The following is a 20100-nucleotide window of genomic DNA, read 5'->3' as shown; positions in this document are numbered from 1 at the left end:
TACGAAAGTTCTGCCGTTTTATTTATGCGGTACAGGGGCACATAACGGGTGTATGTGTTGGGTGCAGGTCTTGACATAGCACTTCAAATATGATAAAATAATTCAGAATGGATATCTATGCCATAAGAAAGGAATGTTCCTATGACACCAAAGGATAAAATACGTAATTTCTGTATAATCGCTCATATAGACCACGGCAAATCTACCCTCGCTGACCGTATACTGGAGCTCACCGAAACTGTTGAGCTGCGTGAGATGGAAGATCAGCTGCTGGATAATATGGATATCGAGCGTGAGCGCGGCATCACTATCAAGGCGAGAGCAGTCCGCCTGACTTATCATGCTGATGACGGTGAGGACTATTACTTCAACCTCATCGACACCCCCGGTCACGTTGACTTCAACTATGAGGTCAGCCGTTCTCTTGCAGCCTGCGAGGGCGCTGTGCTCATCGTGGACGCATCACAGGGTATAGAGGCGCAGACACTTGCCAATACCTATCTTGCTATCGAGCATGATCTGGAAGTACTGCCTGTTATAAACAAGATCGACCTGCCCTCAGCAGACCCCGACCGCGCCTGCAACGAGGTGGAGAACGTTATAGGCATACCTGCCATGGATGCACCCCGTATCTCCGCGAAAATGGGTACTAATATCAAGGAAGTGCTGGAGCGTATCGTAACAGATATACCCTCACCGAAGGGGGATGACAACGCTCCGCTGAAGGCGCTGATATTCGACAGCTACTATGATCCCTACAAGGGTGTTATAATCTATGTACGCGTTATGGAAGGACATATCAAGGCGGGGGATACTATCCGTCTTATAGCTGCAAAGGCTGAGTTCCAGTCCGTTGAGGTGGGCTACATGGGTGCTAAGGACTTAGTACCTGTAGGCGAGCTCCATGCAGGTGAGGTTGGCTACATCACCGCTTCAATAAAGGATATAGGCGATACCCGTGTGGGTGATACTGTCACAAATGCGGAGGCACCCTGCGCTGAATCACTGCCTGGTTACAAAAAGGTCAATCCAATGGTATTCAGCGGTATCTATCCTGCGGACGGCGCTAAGTACGGCGATCTCCGTGATGCACTGGAAAAGCTGATGCTCAATGATGCTTCACTTTCATTCGAGCCCGAAACATCTATCGCACTGGGCTTCGGATTCCGCTGCGGTTTCCTCGGACTTCTCCACATGGAGATCATTCAGGAGCGTCTTGAACGCGAGTACAATCTCGATCTTATCACAACTGCACCCTCGGTTATATATAAAGTAACTATGACCAGCGGTGAAACAAAGTATATCGACAACCCCACGAATTTCCCGGATCCCGGTACTATATCCTCGGCGGAAGAACCTGTTGTCAACGCGCATATCTATACCCCATCGGAGTTTGTTGGCAATATAATGGAACTCTGTCAGGACAGGAGAGGTACATTCGTGGATATGCAGTACATCGACGAGAACCGTGTTGACCTGCATTACGTACTGCCGCTGAATGAGATAGTGTACGATTTCTTCGATGCACTGAAATCCCGTACAAGGGGCTATGCATCATTTGACTATGAACTCAAGGGCTATGCGCCCTCAAAGCTTGTGAAGCTGGATGTTCTGCTGAATGGAGAGATCGTGGATGCGCTGTCATTCATCGTACATGAAGATAAGGCTTACGCCCGCGGCAGAAGACTTACCGAAAAGCTGAAGGAGAATATACCGCGTCAGATGTTTGAGGTGCCCGTACAGGCTGCCATAGGCGGAAAGATAATCGCGCGTGAAACTATCAAGGCGCTCAGAAAAGATGTTCTTGCAAAGTGCTACGGCGGTGATATCACACGTAAGAAGAAGCTGCTCGAAAAGCAGAAAGAAGGTAAGAAGAGGATGCGTCAGCTGGGTACTGTATCTGTTCCCCAGGAAGCTTTCATGAGCGTACTGAAGCTGGACGACTAAAGGAGGCGCATCGCAGTGGAAGCTTTGATAGTTATAGTTATCGTTGCGGTGCTGCTGATAATTCTGGGAGTTACCGCAGAGGTGCTTATTGCAGGATTTATGGGACTTTTATGCCTTATGATGCTTGCGCTGTTCCTGTTTTTCGGCTGGTGCATATTCAGGATGACACGCTGCAGAAAATGCACAGGAAGACTTGCTGACGTCGAGAAAGAACCAAAGTTCGGTTACAGTGTGCCTGTATACGAGATAGACGGTGAGAAATACAGAAATGTTTTTCCTTGTGAGATAGTTATGAAAGACCGTCTGTATACAGAGGGGCGTGAGTGCCGTCTGATGCTGGATGAAAAGCGCGGAAAGGTCTTTGACGGCAACGCGAGGATAAGCTCGATAATGGGCATAGTGCTGAGCGGAGTTTCATTTGTGATGATCCTGTATGCATTTTTAGGAATGATCGGAGTAAATGGATTTACATTGTAAAGTAATATATATTGACAGATGAAGAACAAAAGAGGGATAAAATGCTTGATCTTAGGAGATCTATGAAGCTGGCTATCGGCTTCGGACTGGCAGGGGCGGTGCAGCTGCCGTTATTTTATGAGATTTACGCGAATGTATCTACATCCGTGGGGATGTTTTTCGTGATATGCTGGGTGATATTTGTTGGTGTCAAGTTTTCTTCGTTGACATTTAAAGAGGCACTGATCGGGATAACCTGCAACATCGCGTACAGCGGAGTATTCGGTTTTATATGTGCGCTTGCCATTCATCCTGTGGTGATGAAGATGCTTATAAACAGGTCGGTATACTTTCAACTGGATATCAAAGCAAAGCTTAATTACATAGGTGTCTGCTTTTTGCTGTTTCTGGGAATGTACCTTATATGGGCAGGAAGGTTCGCTATGCGCAAGGCAATAGAGAAATTCAGGAGCAACAGCGAAAAAGCCGGCGAGTATATCGAGAATGCCTTTAATGATAAGGAGGACGGACAGTGACAGGCATATATGTCCATGTGCCTTTCTGCCTGCGTAAATGTCCCTATTGCAGCTTTTATTCAAAGCCCTATGATGCAGAGACAGCATCGCGGTATGTTGAGGCGATCTGCAGGAACATAGCAGCTTATCAGGGCAGGGGCATAAGCGCTGATACGTTATATTTCGGAGGCGGTACTCCTTCATTGCTTGACACAAAACAAGTTGAAATGATAGTCAACGAATGTTGTAAAGCGTTTTCACTTGATAACGCGGAGATAACTCTTGAAGCCAATCCGTGCAGCGTTGATGAAGAAAAACTGCGAGGATATCGTGCTGCCGGAGTGAACAGGATATCCTTCGGGATACAGTCTGCAGATGACAAAAGGCTGGGATTTCTGGGAAGACTGCATGATTACGGCAAAGCTGTTGAAGCTGTGGAAAACGCTGTGAATGCTGGCTTTGAAAACATTTCGGCTGATATCATGCTTGGCGCTGCAGGTGAGGATACGGAAAGTCTTAAAAAGACAATTGACAGCATCTGTGCTATGCCGGTCAGACATATATCTTCATATATGCTCAAAATAGAGGAAGGCACAGCTTTTGATAATGACAAGACAAAAAGCTTGATAGCTGACGATGATCTGATGAGTGACCTTTATCTTACTGCTGTCGAGAGCTTTGAAAAACATGGGTTCAGACAGTATGAGATATCCAATTTCTGTATGGAAGGATATGAGTCAAGGCACAACAATAAGTACTGGACAGGTGAGGATTATCTGGGATTCGGGGCGGCAGCCCATTCGTTCTTTGATGGTGTCAGATACTTTTGTCCGCCTGATACTGAGGCTTTTATAAACGCACCGCTTCAGCCGCGTGAAGTTACCGAGCAGTCGGTTGACAGGGGCGAGGAGTATATCCTGCTGGGTTTGAGGTTGTGTAAAGGCATAATGCTTGATAGGATCGCAGGGTACTTCGGCAGTACCTCCGCAGATCGCTTTTCGGTACTTGCAAAGGAATATGCACGTCATGGGCTGGCAGTTTTTGAAAACGGCGTACTGCGGCTCACTCCGAAGGGATTTCTCGTATCCAACGGCATCATTTCGCAGCTTATAGATGCTGCCAATGGACAAGTATGACAAAAAAGCACAGGCGCTGTTGTGCAGTGCGATGATTTTTGTATGGGTCATTGTAAAAACGGCTTGAAAATGCTATAATAATTAAGTTAAGATCTTCGTTTTCTCTGACGCGAAAGGGAAATATATGAAAAATTCTAAATGCTTGATCTTAGTCGCTTTCTGCGCTGCTGTAACAGTGTTTACGGGATGCGGCAAGAAAAAATCACAGGACGAGATAGCTGTACCTATACTTGAAACCAGATCGGTGACCTATAAGACTGTTAATGCCGAGATACGTGATATCTCGCAGAAATACGAACAGCCGGGTTCCTATGGGTATCCTTACTCAAAAAAGGTTAAATTTACTGTATCCGGGCAGATAAAGTCCATTGATGTGGAAGCGCCGTGTGAAGTCAAAAAAGGGCAGCTTCTGTGTACCCTTTATACCGATGATGTCCTTGAGGAGATAGAGAAGGAGCAGATAAGGCTCGATCAGGTGAAGTCTACTGTGGATACCCTCTATCAGAATAATGCTGATGCAGATCAGATAACTATGGCTCAGTATGATGTTCAGATCGAGCAGATGCGCTTTGACCGTCTGAAGGGAAGTCTTGATGATTACAGTGTCTATGCTCCCTGTGACGGTGAATTCACCATTGAGCAGCCCGGCTGGAATCCATACAATGTTAACAGCCGTGTAAATGAGGGTGCGGTATTCGGTTATGCGACAGACAAGGATGAACGTTACCTGTGTGTTGAGGTCTTTGATAATAAGCTTTCAAACGTTAATTTTGGCACTGCGGTCAAGCTGCAGCAGGGTGCGAACGTATCCGGCGGCACTGTTACGGATATAGTCTTTAAGGACAGCGGTGATTATTCAAAGTATACCTACGTCATAACACCTGATGATCCTGATGAGCTGCTTGATTTCGGTGATATCACTGTGGTGTTCGATATTTACTCACGCCTTGACAGTGTGGTCATCCCAAAAAAGGCAGTGAAAGAGCTTGGCGGCAGGAATTTCGTGTACCTGCTGATTGACGGCGTGAAGGTGGAGCAGGACGTTGAACTGGGCATAGAAGATAACGGAGATGTTGAAGTAATATCAGGGCTGAGCGGTGATGAGCAGATCATCGTGAACTGAGTATGTTCATAAGCGGTTTGAATTAGTCTTTGCTTATGCAAATCTACGAATTTTTTCAAATCTCTTGATTTTTTGCTTGAATTGGTGTAAAATAGTATAGTGTGGTGCCGATAAAAATAATACACGGCACCTTTTATGACTGCAAAACGATGGCTGGGAGGAATTTTGGTAAGATGAAAGAACTTTTATCAAACGTCTGGGTCAAGAGGGCGGTCGGTGTATTCAATCTGGTATATTTTGCCGTAATTTGTATGCTGACCGGTGCAACATTTCTCTATGATCTGGAGTTTACTGAAGGACAGGAACAATCCTTCTTTACTTTATACGTAGCGGCGAGTGTAATTTTTCTTGTGCTGATGATATATTCGCGAGATGTAATCGTCACGAAGATAATGAGCATGGTACTGCCGTTAGTGGTGTTCCTCCTTATGCTTTTCAATATGTACGACTGGATACTTATTATCCCGCCACTGGTAATGGCGTTAGTCATGTTCTTTGTGGCTGGTACACATGAGACTGCCAAGGTGGTCATGGGTACGATATATCTGCTGATGTATGTACTGGGTCTTGTGGTGTTTTTCGTGTTCAGGCTGCTTTTCGGCGGTACATCCACGTATACCGAGCTCAATGCTAATCTTGACCGCAACAGCGATGTGTATAAATTCTACAGCAGTGAATTCACAAAGATATGTGACGTTACCCGTGATGATAATGTGCTTTCACCTAATGGTAAATACAGGATCATTATCTACGATGTACAGAACAGCGATAAGGGCGGCGTAAATATCTGCGTGGTACCCCATGGTCAGGATAAAGAATTGAGATTCTTCACACTGAAGCAGAAGGGTATAAAGAAGACTATATCCAACAAGGGTATAAGAGGTGTTGTACCTGATGTGGGCTGGTCTGTAGACGAGGACGGCACGCTTGTAGTGCTTTACAGGCTTTCTCCTACTTCCGAACAGAAGAAGACATCTGTAACGGTAATGCCTGATAAGCAGTATCTGGAGTTCCTGGGTATAAGATAAATTTGTTGATAAAGCGAGGGCACAGGCTCTCGCTTTTTTTGTATCATGCTGTTATTATGCCTATGGTCACATTGATCTGTAAGGGGTATCATTTTTGTACACATAAGCTCAGTTATCCCAAAAATCACCCAAAAACGCGAAAAATGGCGGTTTTTGAAAGATGACCAATGGTCATTAGTTTTTGTGGGAATCATGCATATCACAGGATATTAACATAAAAGCCTAGTGAACAATGACCATTGAAATAGCTTTTGAAAAATGGTATAATTATATAAGCAGTAATATTACTGAACGATCGTATGAATATAAAGAAGGACATATAAAATGAATAAATTAAAACTGTCGGCTGCTGTCTGTGCTGCGGCTATGATGCTTGCGGGCTGCGGCAGTCTTGAAGAACCCGATGCTGTTAACGACTCTGTTGAACAGCCCAAAGAAACCAAGGTACCTCTCATAGTTGTGGAAACACGTGAGCAGGTCAAGGAGGAAGCTGTAAAGGTAGTTTCCGAGGATAGACAATCTTCAACTGAAGCACCTGTGCTTGATTCTCCCATGACGGAGAGCGATGTTTCAAATACAGCTACTATACAGCTTGGTCAGGATACTCCTGCAGAGGGCATGACCCTTACGGAGATAAATGAACAGGCAGATGATCCCTATTCACATTATCAGGCTATGGGCAACGAGGTCGATCCTCAGAGCGTGGATAATTACGTTACAGAAGTACAGAATACCGATATTCCTGATATAAACGGAAATACCGATAACGGCGAGAACGGTGAGCAGGTAAGCTCACGGGGTTATAAGATCGAGAAGATAAACGGTGCTACCTATGTGGGCGGTGTACTTGTTGTAAACAAGAGCTATGGTCTGCCCGAAAATTACGGTTCGGGACTGGATCCCGATGCTGAGAGGGCATTCACCGAGATGCAGGCTGCTGCCTGGAATGACGGCATCAACCTTTATATCGTTTCGGGATACAGGAGCTACTGGTACCAGAATCAGCTATACTGGGGTTATGTGAATACCCGTGGAGGACAGGAGGAAGTCGATCGCTTCTCGGCAAGGGCAGGTTTCTCCGAGCATCAGACGGGTCTTTCTATGGATCTTAACAGCGCCAGCAGGACATTCATAGGTACCCCCGAAGCACAGTGGATAGAACAGCACTGCGCCGATTACGGCTTTATTATACGCTACCCAGACGGCAAGGAAGATATCACGGGCTTTATGTACGAACCATGGCACGTAAGGTATCTTGGAAAAGACCTTGCAAGAGAGGTCACGGATTCGGGGCTTTGTCTGGAGGAATATCTGGGCATAAATTCTTATTATCAGTGATATATCAAAGGCATCTCTGCTTTGGCGGAGGTGTCTTTTTGTTATATTATAAATACAGGTGAGGACGGCTCTCTGCTAATTAATTTTACGTTAACAAAATTTATGATGATTTTTTATATAAAATGTCAATATACTTTGTAAATAGAATCAGGTATAATATATTGTGTATAAGAGCTATCGTTATAACAAACTGTGGGGTGAAGACTTGGTCAGAGAGATAACGGCTGATGATCTTGATGGTCTTATGACGCTGTATATGCAGCTGCATGATAATCCTTTTCCTGAAAAAGATGAAGCTGTAATGGCATTGTGGGAACGTATCATTGACGATCCCGATCATCATATCGTCGTTTGTGAGGAAGACGGAAAGATAGTGTCTTCATGTGTATGCGTGATAATACCGAATCTCACCCACGGGATGCGACCCTATGCCTTCGTAGAAAATGTTATCACTGATGAAAAGTACCGCGGCAGAGGTCTTGCGACTGCTTGCCTTGGTTTTGCAAGGGATATAGCTGTACGTGAAAACTGCTATAAGATGATGCTGATGACAGGTTCAAAAAAGGACAGCACGCTGAGATTTTATGAACGTGCGGGGTATAATAAAAATGACAAGACGGCTTTTATACAGTGGCTTTAAAAGTCTGTGAAATATAATATATTATTGACAGCGATTCTCTGAAAAGTTATCATGCGCGGCGTGTGCTGTGCTGAGTATATTGTTCAAATACCGGCTTGAAACGATAGGAGGACTTTGTTATGATTCTTGAGATTGAGTACTACAAGGCAGATACCCAGCTTGTCGGAAAGGCAAGGCATTTTTCAGAAGTAAAAGAACAGCTAGAAAAGGCTGAACATCTTCATGACAGGGTAAACGATAATTTTATCGAACTGCTGTGCAGAATGTTCGGCTGGACCGAGAACAAGATCTTTTGCAGACCCGACCTTATTTACGACCGGGACATTATGAAGCTGTCAAGCACTGATAACAGATCATAAGAAGGGACGAATGATTTATGCTTGAGACCATCGAACAAAAGAAGACAGGCAAGGAAGAAGCCATGAATGAGCTTACTGCCATGAGGGAAGAACTTATAGACCTGGCTAACGCCGCGAAAGCAGCGAAGATACCTGTCATAATCACGATCGACGGTTGGTCTGCGGCAGGCAAGGGCTCACAGATAGCCAAGCTTATAAAGTACATGGATCCCAGATTCTATAATGTTGAATCTATACGTACACCCAATGAAACAGAGCTTCGCAAGCCGTGGATGCACCGTTTCTGGGAAAGGCTGCCTAAAGCAGGGGAGTTCCTGATACTTGACGGAAGCTGGTACCGCGATACCGTAAATGCATATATGTTCGATGAGATAAGCAAATCTCAGTACAAAGACAGGATAGAGGATATCAACACCTTTGAACGTCAGCTGGCGGATGACGGTTATCTTATCATAAAATTCTTCCTGCATATCTCCAAAAACGAGCAGTCGAAGCGTCTGCAGAAGCTTTCAGCCTCAGAGATAACCCGCTGGCGTGTGAATCCTCAGGATATAATAAACAATGAGAACTATGAAAAGTTCTTCAAGCGCTACGACAAGACCATTATGCGCACGAACACTGCTTTTGCTCCGTGGCACATCATCGCGGCGAACGATAAGATCACGGCTCAGTTTTCAATAATGATGACGGTGACCAACGCTATCAAGGGCGCTTGTGCTGCTAAGGAAAAAGGTGAGCAGTTTTTCGATAAGCCTGAATTTCCTGTCATCGACTACAAAAAGCCTGAGTTCAAGTTAACTAAAGGCAAGAAGCTCTCCGAGGTCAATATGGACAAATCACTGACAGAGGAGGAGTATGCTGCAAAGCTGGAGAAGTATCAGACCCGCCTGTTTGAACTGCAGAACCGATGCTATCAGAAGAAGATACCCGTAGTCATAGCCTATGAAGGCTGGGATGCGGCCGGTAAGGGCGGAAACATCAAGAGGGTGGCTAATGCCCTTGACCCCAGAGGCTATGAGGTAAAGCCCATAGCAGCACCGGAACCTTCGGAACTGGCAAGGCATTATCTGTGGAGATTCTGGACAAGGCTGGAAAAGGACGGTCATTTCACTATATTTGACCGCACCTGGTACGGCAGGGTCATGGTAGAGCCGATAGAAAAGCTGACACCGCATGAACGTGTGGACATGGCTTATCAGGAGATAAATGAGTTTGAACATCAGCTGACCGAATGGGGCGGAGTGGTGATAAAATTCTGGATAAACATTGATAAGGATGAGCAGTACCGCCGTTTCAAGGAGCGAGAGGAAACGCCCTCAAAGCAGTGGAAGATAACCGAGGAGGACTGGCGTAACCGCGAAAAGTGGGAGGAGTACGAAAAGGCTGTTGACCGCATGGTCGAGCTGACTTCCACGAATTTTGCGCCATGGACTGTAATCGAGGGCAACGACAAGAAATATGCCCGCATAAAAGCACTGAAAACTATATGCAAGCGCCTGGAGGACAGGCTGCTGGAGCTATGATATAAGTGTATGGTATCTCCATGACCCGATATGAGTGGGAGGACCTGCCAAAACACTTTGCGAATGATCAAAATGCGCGATTATCCTATGATTTTGCTATAACAAGAAAACAGCTATGACCTCGACCATGAGATCATAGCTGTTTTCTTTTAATATGAATGCGATATCTACTTGAAATATACCACAATAAATGCTATAATATAACAAGCAAGACTCACGAGGTGAAACTATGTCAGAAATACTTATAATAGATGATGATACACATATAAACGATATCGTATCCAAAGCACTGCGGTCCGAGGGCTATTCGGTAACAAGTGCTTATTCCGGTACAGAGGCGCTGCTGCTTCTGAATAATTACAGACCCGATCTAATTCTGCTTGACCTTATGCTGCCGGGGCTTTCAGGGGAAGAACTTCTGCCGCGTATCGGGGATATACCCGTGATAGTGGTCAGTGCAAAAGCCGATGTGACAAACAAGGTCGATCTGCTGATAGGCGGTGCGGCAGATTATATCACAAAGCCATTTGATATGAACGAACTTCTTGCAAGGATACTGGTACAGCTTCGTAAAAATGCAAGATCTGACGAAAGATCATTTCTCACTTATCATGAGATCACACTTGATATGGATAAACATACTATCTCAGCAAAAGGGAACGAGAATAAACTTACAAGAACGGAATATGCCATTCTTAAACTGCTGATGTCAAATCACGATCAGGTAGTGGCAAAGCTGACGATATTAGACCGCATCAGCCTTGATACCCCTGACTGTACCGAAGATTCACTGAAAAGCCATATCTACAATCTGCGCAAAAAACTGAAAGCACTGACAGGCAAGGAATATATTTCTTCGGTATGGGGCATAGGGTTTATGCTGACCGAAAAATCTTGACTATTTCTTCACTTTTTTCTTCACTGTTTTCTTTACTTTTTTATTTTATAATATTTTCAGAAACAAGTGAGGAGGTCACATTATGGAATATGTTCTGAAAACAAACGGTCTGTGCAAATCTTACCGCCGATACCATATCCTGAACGGTCTGACTATGAATGTCCCTAAGGGTTCGATATACGGTTTCGTCGGCAAGAACGGCGCAGGCAAAACAACGCTGATAAGATTGATAACGGGTTTGCAGGATCCTTCAAGCGGTGAGTACACTTTATATGGTACAAAACATACGGACAGCAAAATTTCAAAAGTACGCAGACGTATGGGTGCTGTGGTGGAAACACCTTCCATCTATCCCGATATGACTGCAAAGGATAATCTCATACAGCAGTACCGCACCCTCGGTATTTCGGGTTTTGACGGTCTTGAGGATATCCTGAAGCTGGTAGGACTTGAAAATACAGGAAAGAAAAAGGCGAAACATTTCTCACTGGGTATGCGTCAGCGACTCGGCATCGCAGTTGCCCTCTGCGGAAGTCCCGATCTTCTTGTGCTGGACGAGCCTGTAAACGGTCTTGACCCACAGGGCATCGTGGAGATAAGAGAGCTTATACTGAAACTCAACCGCGAGAAGAATATCACAGTGCTTATCTCATCCCATATCCTCGATGAGCTTGCAAAGCTTGCCACACATTACGGTTTTATCGACAGCGGCAAGATCATCAGGGAAATGAGCGCCGAGGAACTGAACGCCGTATGCCGCAAGTGTATGCGCCTGACTGTCAGCAGCACAGCGATACTGGCAAAAGTCCTTGACGATATGGGTATCGGATACAGTGTTATCGATGATAACCATGCGGATATCTACTCAAAACCCAACATCACACAGCTTACACTTGCCCTTGCAAAGGAAAACTGTGAAGTTATTTCCTTTGAGGAACACGATGAGAGCCTTGAAAGCTTCTATCTGTCATTGGTGGGAGGTGCTGTAAATGCTTGACTTATTAAGTGCAGGTATCCACAGGTACCTTAAACGTCCGCTGACTTATTTATGCTTTGCTGCATCACTTATCTGCGGCATTACGTATATTATTACGTCTGTTTATACCAGCGAGAATGTGGATTTCTTTAATCCCGATGACATGTACTTCATTTTCAGTATTATTGCAAACGCAGTTTTATGTGTTATGAATATCGGCACAGAATTCAGTTCGGGAGTAATAAGGAACAAGATATCTTCAGGGCACAAAAAGCATATCGTTTATATTTCCGAAGTGCTTATTACAGTTATGATATCGACTATCATGTTCTGTCTTACAGCTGTTCCTCTGGTTGCCTATCATATAGCTTATTTGCAGAGAATGACTTATATGGTACTTTCGCTTGTGATTATATATACAGCCTACATCTTTATCGGCATTATGATAGTATTTGTATGCTTTGTCACTGCAAACCGAACTGCAGCCGCGATCATCGGGGGCTTACTGGTCTTTCTGGTAAATGTTATCGGCTATACCACTGTAGATGTGCTCAATGAGCCTGAATTTTTCACCAAATATCATCATGCTGACGGGGGTTATTCTATGGTAGCAGGAGATGTGACCGGCATCGAGGATATGGATGACATAGTAGAAATAACACAGGAAGAAAATCCTGAATATCCCCGCGGTATCAAGCGAAATATCGTAACGGTGATCCGTGACAGTAATCCGAATGTATCCATCAATTCATTTATGTCATACTGCTATTGCACAAATAACTCTGAAGAACTGTATGAATACGAGAAAGAATCTCATTCGGAAATGGTGAGAAGCGAAGCATCGATGTGTATATTTGCAGTACTCATAACGATCTGTGGTGCTTTGATATTTAAGAAAAAGAATTTGAAATAAGGGAGCCATGTTTATGATAGTCTGTCTTGTCATACTTATCATTCTGCTTGTGTGCAAGATACTTATAATGCGAAGATCCGCAAGAGAGATAACAGATGAAATACGGGACAGACTTACTTCCGATACAAATACACCCATAACTATCACTAGCCATGACCGCCGTATGCAGGAACTGGCGATACAGATAAACCGTCAGCTGAAAGATCTGCGCAAGGAGTATCTGCAATATCATCAGGGCAATACCGAACTGAAAACCGCGATAACGAACATATCACACGATATACGCACACCTCTGACGGCAATAGCGGGAAATCTGTATATGATCAGCAAGACCGATGATATTTCAGAGATCAGGGAATATATCAGCACCATAGAAGAACGCACAGAGACCATGAAACAACTCACCGAGGAACTGTTCCGCTATTCTGTCATATTATCAGATGAAGGTGAACAGGATACGGAGGAAGTTTATGTGAATCAGGTGCTTGAAGAGAGTATCGGCGGATTTTATCCCGTGCTGACAAAGCGGGGCATCACACCGAAGATAGATATCACAGATACCCGCATTGTCCGTAATATGCGAAGATCAGATCTGGCAAGAGTATTTTCCAATCTGCTCAACAATGCACTGAAATACAGCGACGGTGATCTGGAGATAACGCTTACTGATAAGGGCGAGATCACATTCACAAATACCGCAAAGGATCTGTCAGCGGTGGAGGTAGAACAGCTGTTTGACAGGTTCTATACCGTCGAGGTCGCACGCAACTCAACGGGACTCGGGCTGTCTATCGCCCGCACACTTGTAAAACGAATGGGAGGAACTATCACAGCGGATTACGATGACGATCGGCTTTCGATCAGGATCAGTCTATGATATATAACGGCATAAGTATCTTACTGAATAGTCAACTCTTTACAACAACGATCATAAACGCAATAGGAAATCAAAATGAAAAAGATCTATGTCACACGGGGCTTCATGCGGACTGCAGACCGGTTTTTGCCCTGAAAATATAAAAGAATCTGATTGTCCCGTTTATGCACCAATTAATTTGGTGTAATATCAGAACCGGAAATTCTCGGCGGTTATCCTTTCCCGGCCGCAGACGGGGGAAGGATAACATCAGCACGATGATCCATTGTTATATAGCACTTTGTAATGGTGTGTTAAAGGGATAACCATGTAAAAGAATAGCTTGATTTCAGGCGGAAAGTTTAATATGCTGAGTCATGACGGCTCAGCATATTTTTTCAAGGTTTTCGCGTATGGCTTTCAGGGTCTTTTTTTCAAGGCGTGATATGTAGGACTGGGATATCCCGACGGTCTGAGCCACTTCTTTCTGGGTCATTTCGCTTTTGCCGTTAAGCCCGAAGCGCATTTCCATTATCATCTTCTCACGTTCGCCCAGCTTGTCTATCTCGCGGCGGAGAAGGGTCTTTTCCACTTCGCTTTCGATACCTTTGTGAACTGTATCCTCATCAGTACCCAGTATATCCGATAGCAGGAGTTCGTTGCCGTCCCAGTCGGTGTTGAGTGGTTCGTCTATGGATATCTCGCTTCTTCGCTGAGATGCCTTGCGCAGGAACATGAGTATCTCGTTTTCGATGCATCTTGAAGCATAGGTCGCAAGCTTGATGTTTTTATCGGGGCGGAAGGTATTCACCGCTTTGATAAGTCCGATGGAGCCTATGGAGATAAGGTCTTCTATCCCTGCACCTGTGGATTCAAACTTTTTGGATATATACACCACAAGCCTCAGATTGTGCACTATAAGCAGTTCCCGAGCTTTTTTCTCATCGGTGGCAAAAAGCTGAAATGCCTTTGCCTCCTCATCTTTTGTCAGGGGCGGAGGAAGCTGCTCGGGACCGTTTATGTAGTAAACGCTTTCGGTACTGCCAAGAAGCCTTGTCACCCAGCGGTCGATACCCTTTAATATATTCATATCCATTCTCCTTTCATTCCAGCAGTGCGGGGTCGAATATGGCACAGCTGCGGTTACGGCATGAGGGCTTTATCCCGACACAGCACCGCACATTACGGCTCATGCCGCTGTTATCTGTTATGGTCACTGTGCCCTTTGAAGTTACATGGAGCAGTCCGCTGCCATTTATTGTCGAGTAAGGTGTAAGCCTGAAACCTGCACGCATACCCTCATCGGGGTCATTCAGTGAGTAGTGCAGGTACATATCATCACAGCAGAATATCACCACCGGCAGACCTGTAAAGCTGTCGCAAAGGCGATTGCCTGTATCAGCAACGGCAGGCAGTGTGACCTCGTGATCTCCGCAGCGGAACACCGCATTGTATGTGACTGCCTTGCGGGCAAATCTGCGTTTAAGTGTATCGGCAGCTGTAAGGAGGATATACGCGGTTATCAGTGCAGCTGCAAGTTTCAGAAGGGATATATCAAAGTATGCCGTGAAGTTTCTTACATATATCCGCTTTGTATCAGATATCTCCCAGTACATAATGATAAGTGCTGTGTACACAGCGCGTACAGCCAGAAAGACTGCGAGAGCTCTTATAAACTCACAAAATCCCTTCATCCTCATCGCTATGAGCAGTGTTATGACTATACTCAGCGCTTTTGCTGTGGTAATAAGCACCGCGCCGATGAATGTGCCGCCGTCTGCACATATCAGCAGTGACATCAGACCTGCGAAAAAACAGGCTGCGAATACCCTGCCGCTCTTCAGCCTTATGTGAAGGAGCGCTGCAGCGGTATACAGATAAACATACTCCACAAGACAGCTTGTAATTATCAGTACATCGGCATATATCTTCATTCCACTGTCCCCCTTGCTCGATGTATATATGATACTACTTTGCGTGAAAGAAAACTGTCGGATATGAGGGTGGACTAAAGTCGAAAAAGTACAAAAAAACTCCCTGCCGCAATATCCGCAGCAGGGAGTTTACAAATAGTTTTATACGAACTTAAGCGATCGCAGGATCATTTATCTTCAAAGAAAACTCTGAATGCCTTGTAAGCCATATAGTTATCCAGCTTTGAGGTTATCTCAAAGGGTGCGTGCATAGACAGTACGGGAACACCAACGTCGATTACATCAAGGTCAAGGTTTGCGATATACTGTGCAACAGTTCCGCCGCCGCCTGCATCTACCTTGCCCAGTTCACCTGTCTGCCAGATGATGCCGTTCTTGTCGAAGAGTCTTCTTATCCTGCCGACGAATTCAGCAGAAGCGTCAGATGTACCGGACTTGCCCCTTGCACCTGTGAACTTAGTTGCAACCACGCCGTAGTTCAGCTGTGAGCAGTTGCGTACCTCGAAGGGCTCGATGAATGTGGGGTCAACAGCTGCATTTACGTCAGCTGAAAGGCACTCTGACTTGCTCATTACATTCCTGCCGTTGGCACCGTATACCTCAGCAAGATCGCTGATGAAGTAAGGGAGATATGAGCTGTTAAGACCAGTGTTGCCGTCGCTGCCTGTTTCTTCTTTGTCGGTGAGTACTGTCATGCAGGTATACTCGGGCTTTTTGAGTTCAAGTACAGCTTTCAGCGAAGAATAAGCGCACACTCTGTCATCCTGACCGTATGAACCTACCATGCTTCTGTCAAAGCCAACATCCACAGCCTTGAATGCAGGTACAGCCTCCAGCTCAGCAGAGATCAGATCATCCTCGACGATGTCGTACTTCTCGTTCAGTATAGCCATTATATTCAGCTTCACCTTATTGGATATCTTGTCATCCTTGAAAGGTCTTGAACCAACGATGATGTTCAGCTCCTCACCTGTGATGAGCCTTGGTGCAGGTCTTTTATACTGTGATTCAGCCAGGTGGGGGAGTATATCACTTATACAGAAAACGGGGTCGCCCTCGTCCTCACCTATGCGTACCTTTACAGTACTGCCGTCAGCCTTGATGATAACTCCGTGGAGTGACAGCGGAACTGTCGGCCACTGATACTTCTTGATGCCGCCGTAGTAGTGGGTCTTGAAATAAGCTATCTCCTTATCCTCATAGAGGGGGTTCTGCTTCATATCAAGTCTGGGTGAGTCGATATGTGCAGCTGCCAGCCTGATGCCCTCGGAAATATCCTTTTTGCCCATAACGGTGAGTATCACAGCCTTGCCTCTGTTAACAAAGTAGAACTTGTCGCCCGACTTGTACTTCTTGTTTCTTTCATAAGCCTTGAAGCCTGCAGCTTCAGCCTGTCTGACGATCTCCTCAGCAGCCTCGCGTTCGGTCTTTGCGGTGTTCAGGAAATCCTTGTAGCCCTCGTTGTAGCTGTCGATATCCTTGATCTCCTTTTCATCGACTCTCAGTATACCGTTCTTGTGCTGTGAGAGCAGCTTTTCAGCAAGCTCCTCGGCTGCCGATTTTTTCTTTTCTGCCATTTGTATTACCTCCCTGGTGTTAATAAATATATTCTGTATCGCCGTAATCTTCGTAATTATCGGCGTAGTAGTCATCGTATGTTTCAGATTCTTCCGTATCTTCTCCGGATTCCGTTGCGTCTTCCGATGAAGGATCGGTATATAAGCTGTCTATACCGCGTTCGGAGAGTATCTTCTTGTAAGCCGTATAGGCATCGTTTATCTTGTTTACGTAATGTGAAGTCTGGTCGTTCTCTTTCGGGATATCATTAACGTCGAATTTCTCAGCGCTGATAGTGCCGTCTTCCAGCCAGCTGTCCACCTGACCCATACCGCAGTGGTAAGCTGCCGCTGCAAGGTCTATGGAATCATCGTATCTGTCCATGAGAAAGCTGAGATAATATGTTCCGTATTTTATATTTGTTTCGGGATCGTACATATCCTCATAGCTCTCGCTGTCGTCATCCAGCCTGAATTTCACCCAGTCATAGGCATCCTCCATAAGCTGCATAAGACCTCTTGCGCCAACGTTTGATGTGGCTTTTGGCTGGAAGTTGCTTTCCACCTTTATCACCGAGAACACAAGAACAGGGTCTGTATCATATTCTTTGCAGTATTTTATAACATATTCCTCATATTTAGTGGGGTATGTAAAGCCGCTGGGTACGTAATCCGAAGTCTTATCTTTTACCTCCCTGAGTCCTTGGCTTACACCTCGTTTGAAAAGGAAAACCAGGAACATTACTACTGCGACAGCTGCCGCTACACCTAACAGCACTGCTATCAGATCGCCGGTTGAGCTTTTCTTTTTTCTTGGACTTCTATTTGCAGAAGTTTTACTTGTTGTTCTTGCTGCCAATTTTACCTTCCTTTATTTTGTATGTTATCTCAATTGTCTGTCGGACAGCTTCTGTGCTGTCACCGTTATTTTTTATGACATAGTCACTGACCCTTTCAAAGAATGCCTGGTCATGCTGTGAGGCAAAACGCTTTCTGACGCTTTCCTCATCAAGACCATCCCTTGCGGTTATACGCCTGAGCCTGATATCTTCATCAGCCGTAACAGATACTATCACATGGCATTTTTTGTCAGCACCGGCTTCAAAAAGGGTGGGAGCATCCAGCACCACATAGTCATAGCTCTGGCTGTATTCGGCTATCTTTTCGTCAAGGAGCTTGTCGATGTACCTGAATATTACACTGTTGAGGGTATCCAGCTTTTGTCTGTCGGCAAATACTATACTTCCGAGGGCACGTCTGTCAAGTACATAGTCTTCATCAAAGCATTCGGGGAATATCTCAGCCAGCTCGCGGTTGCAGTCGCTGCCTGCTTCGGTGACCTCTCTTGCTGCCATATCGCAGTTTATCACCCCGAAGCCCTTTTCCTCGAATACCCTTGATACCAGTGTCTTGCCTGCACCGCTCTGTCCTGTAAGACCTATCACGATGCTCATAGATGTATCACCCTGAATGCAGCCGCTCTCAGCAGTCTGTTGTACACCGCCAGACCAACTCCGGTCTTACGGGGGCATCTCGCCCATACCTTCTCAGCGCACATCTCGTCGAATCCTCTCAGCGCATCAAAAAGGTGCTGCGCCTGTTCTTCGTCTGTGGCACCGAGGACAGTTTTTCTCTGTGGAAGTCCTTGTGCATCAGCCTCGGTGAATACCATTAGCACATCATCAGCCGATGCATTCTCTCTGCAGAAGGCATTGAACTGTTCGCTGCTGCCGTCGATGATAGTTACTTCGGCTTTCGGGGCATAGTGCTTATACTTCATACCCGGGCTGCGTACCTTAGCACCCTCGCCCAGCATTTCAAGCACGCCTTTGTCAACCATAACGTTCTCGGTGATCTCTTTAAGGTCTTCGACCGAGATGAATCCAGGGCGGAGAAGCCTGATACCGTTGCCCTCAAAGCTGATGACAGTGCTTTCGACACCCACACCGCAGGCGCCGCCGTCAACTATGGCGGGAATACGTCCGTCCATATCATTTAATACGTGCATCGCTGTGGTAGGGGAGGGACTGCCCGAAAGATTAGCCGATGGTGCGGCAATAGGACAGCCGCTTGCCTTGATTATAGCACGTGCCGTTGCATTCGATGGCATCCTTATGCCCACGGTGTCAAGTCCGCCGCTTGTCACCAAGGGTATCTTATCGGATTTCGGCATTATCATAGTCAGGGGACCCGGCCAGAATTTTTCAGCACACTTTTCGGCAAGTGCGGGTATCTCCGTTACAAGAGGTTTGATCTCCTCAAATGAACTTATATGTACTATCAGCGGATTGTCGGCAGGTCTGCCCTTTGCCGCGAATATCTTGTGCACTGCATCCTCATCAAAGGCATTGGCACCAAGCCCGTAGACTGTTTCAGTGGGGATCCCCACAACTTCGCCTGCCCTGATAAGTTCTGCGGCGGTGTTTATCGAGTTTTCGTCTTTACCCAGAAGCTTAGTTTCAAACATTTAAGATCTTCTTTCCGAAATATATTTATCGTCCAAAGGGTTTACCGAATGAGCCTATCTCTATAAGATTTCCCTCGGGATCTGCGATATAGCAGGTGCGCTGTCCCCAGGGTTCTGTAGCAGGTTCGAGAACAGGTCTTGCACCGAGTTTTACTGCCCGATCGAATTCGGCATCCACATCTGCAAAAGTATCAACGTACAGCGCTATCTCTGAATGTCCGTTCAGCCCTTTGGCAAAGCTGTACTGTCTGTTTGTCATGCGTTCAAAATCGTTACGTCCGTAAAGAAGGAACAGTGTGCCGTCTTTGATAAGATATACGTTGTCGGTGTTCTCGGCTTCCTTTATCTCAAAGCCAAGCACATCGCGGTAGAATCTTACCATTGTAGGCATATCCTTAACGAACAGGCCGAAACCGTCAAGGTGTATCATAGGTA

The 20100-nt window shown here is 45.6% G+C and carries 21 protein-coding genes; 14 read left to right on the top strand and 7 right to left on the bottom strand.

The genetic code is table 11. The features are described 5' to 3' along the window. Positions 1–141 precede the first annotated feature (141 nt). The 14 genes from lepA to RUMAL_RS20195 all read left to right on the top strand — a co-directional run bounded on the left by lepA (position 142) and on the right by RUMAL_RS20195 (position 13729). Positions 142–1947, top strand: a complete 1806-nt coding sequence (gene lepA / locus RUMAL_RS20260) for a translation elongation factor 4 (protein ID WP_013483947.1) — start codon at positions 142–144, stop codon at positions 1945–1947. A gap of 15 nt (positions 1948–1962) precedes the next feature. After that, the gene (locus tag RUMAL_RS20255) at positions 1963–2424 is read left to right on the top strand and encodes a hypothetical protein (protein ID WP_013483946.1); all 462 of its coding nucleotides are present in this window, start codon (positions 1963–1965) and stop codon (positions 2422–2424) included. 41 nt (positions 2425–2465) lie between these two features. Further along, on the top strand, positions 2466–2939 hold the full coding sequence (locus tag RUMAL_RS20250) for a hypothetical protein (protein WP_013483945.1): 474 nt from the start codon (positions 2466–2468) through the stop codon (positions 2937–2939). Then, on the top strand, positions 2936–4054 hold the full coding sequence (gene hemW / locus RUMAL_RS20245) for a radical SAM family heme chaperone HemW (RefSeq protein WP_013483944.1): 1119 nt from the start codon (positions 2936–2938) through the stop codon (positions 4052–4054). The genes RUMAL_RS20250 and hemW overlap by 4 nt, the downstream gene beginning before the upstream one ends. Positions 4055–4178: 124 nt before the next feature. Beyond that, positions 4179–5177, top strand: a complete 999-nt coding sequence (locus RUMAL_RS20240) for an efflux RND transporter periplasmic adaptor subunit (RefSeq protein WP_013483943.1) — start codon at positions 4179–4181, stop codon at positions 5175–5177. 173 nt (positions 5178–5350) lie between these two features. Continuing rightward, on the top strand, positions 5351–6205 hold the full coding sequence (locus RUMAL_RS20235) for a hypothetical protein (protein ID WP_013483942.1): 855 nt from the start codon (positions 5351–5353) through the stop codon (positions 6203–6205). Between the two features lie 324 nt (positions 6206–6529). Then, positions 6530–7543 carry a M15 family metallopeptidase gene (locus RUMAL_RS20230; RefSeq protein WP_013483941.1) on the top strand — a complete coding sequence of 338 codons (1014 nt, stop codon included), beginning with the start codon at positions 6530–6532 and terminating at the stop codon, positions 7541–7543. A gap of 205 nt (positions 7544–7748) precedes the next feature. Further along, positions 7749–8183 carry a GNAT family N-acetyltransferase gene (locus RUMAL_RS20225; RefSeq protein ID WP_028504245.1) on the top strand — a complete coding sequence of 145 codons (435 nt, stop codon included), beginning with the start codon at positions 7749–7751 and terminating at the stop codon, positions 8181–8183. Positions 8184–8302: 119 nt separating this feature from the next. Next, on the top strand, positions 8303–8542 hold the full coding sequence (locus RUMAL_RS20220) for a hypothetical protein (protein WP_013483939.1): 240 nt from the start codon (positions 8303–8305) through the stop codon (positions 8540–8542). A 17-nt stretch (positions 8543–8559) separates the two neighbouring features. Continuing rightward, positions 8560–10065, top strand: coding sequence for a polyphosphate:AMP phosphotransferase (pap, locus tag RUMAL_RS20215; protein WP_013483938.1), 1506 nt, complete (start codon positions 8560–8562; stop codon positions 10063–10065). 229 nt (positions 10066–10294) lie between these two features. Beyond that, positions 10295–10963: a response regulator transcription factor gene (locus RUMAL_RS20210; RefSeq protein WP_013483937.1), complete on the top strand. Its 669-nt coding sequence runs from the start codon at positions 10295–10297 to the stop codon at positions 10961–10963. Between the two features lie 82 nt (positions 10964–11045). Further along, positions 11046–11960 (top strand): ABC transporter ATP-binding protein, encoded by a 915-nt coding sequence (locus RUMAL_RS20205; protein WP_013483936.1) that lies wholly within the window; start codon positions 11046–11048, stop codon positions 11958–11960. Then, positions 11953–12852 carry an ABC transporter permease gene (locus tag RUMAL_RS20200; protein WP_013483935.1) on the top strand — a complete coding sequence of 300 codons (900 nt, stop codon included), beginning with the start codon at positions 11953–11955 and terminating at the stop codon, positions 12850–12852. The genes RUMAL_RS20205 and RUMAL_RS20200 overlap by 8 nt, the downstream gene beginning before the upstream one ends. 13 nt (positions 12853–12865) lie before the next feature. Further along, on the top strand, positions 12866–13729 hold the full coding sequence (locus RUMAL_RS20195) for a sensor histidine kinase (RefSeq protein WP_013483934.1): 864 nt from the start codon (positions 12866–12868) through the stop codon (positions 13727–13729). A gap of 364 nt (positions 13730–14093) precedes the next feature. Here the strand turns inward: RUMAL_RS20195 and sigE are convergent, their stop codons facing one another. The 7 genes from sigE to RUMAL_RS20160 form a co-directional block, all read right to left on the bottom strand. Next, positions 14094–14798 (bottom strand): RNA polymerase sporulation sigma factor SigE, encoded by a 705-nt coding sequence (sigE, locus tag RUMAL_RS20190; protein WP_013483933.1) that lies wholly within the window; start codon positions 14796–14798, stop codon positions 14094–14096. Positions 14799–14811: 13 nt separating this feature from the next. Continuing rightward, positions 14812–15642: a sigma-E processing peptidase SpoIIGA gene (locus tag RUMAL_RS20185; protein WP_013483932.1), complete on the bottom strand. Its 831-nt coding sequence runs from the start codon at positions 15640–15642 to the stop codon at positions 14812–14814. A gap of 167 nt (positions 15643–15809) precedes the next feature. Further along, a complete protein-coding gene (locus tag RUMAL_RS20180) occupies positions 15810–17219 on the bottom strand; it encodes an aminopeptidase (RefSeq protein WP_013483931.1) in 1410 nt (469 codons plus the stop codon). Between the two features lie 19 nt (positions 17220–17238). Further along, a complete protein-coding gene (locus RUMAL_RS20175; protein WP_013483930.1) occupies positions 17239–18057 on the bottom strand; it encodes a lytic transglycosylase domain-containing protein in 819 nt (272 codons plus the stop codon). Beyond that, positions 18035–18652 carry a dephospho-CoA kinase gene (gene coaE / locus RUMAL_RS20170; protein ID WP_013483929.1) on the bottom strand — a complete coding sequence of 206 codons (618 nt, stop codon included), beginning with the start codon at positions 18650–18652 and terminating at the stop codon, positions 18035–18037. The genes RUMAL_RS20175 and coaE overlap by 23 nt, the downstream gene beginning before the upstream one ends. After that, positions 18649–19665: an L-threonylcarbamoyladenylate synthase gene (locus tag RUMAL_RS20165; RefSeq protein ID WP_013483928.1), complete on the bottom strand. Its 1017-nt coding sequence runs from the start codon at positions 19663–19665 to the stop codon at positions 18649–18651. The genes coaE and RUMAL_RS20165 overlap by 4 nt, the downstream gene beginning before the upstream one ends. A gap of 25 nt (positions 19666–19690) precedes the next feature. Beyond that, on the bottom strand, positions 19691–20092 hold the full coding sequence (locus RUMAL_RS20160; protein WP_028504243.1) for a VOC family protein: 402 nt from the start codon (positions 20090–20092) through the stop codon (positions 19691–19693). Positions 20093–20100 lie beyond the last annotated feature (8 nt).

It is taken from the genome of Ruminococcus albus 7 = DSM 20455 (genome assembly GCF_000179635.2).
In the GTDB taxonomy this organism is placed as follows: domain Bacteria; phylum Bacillota; class Clostridia; order Oscillospirales; family Ruminococcaceae; genus Hominimerdicola; species Hominimerdicola alba.
The sequence above is the reverse complement of the archived record's forward strand: the minus strand, read 5'-3'. Positions and strand labels throughout refer to the sequence as shown.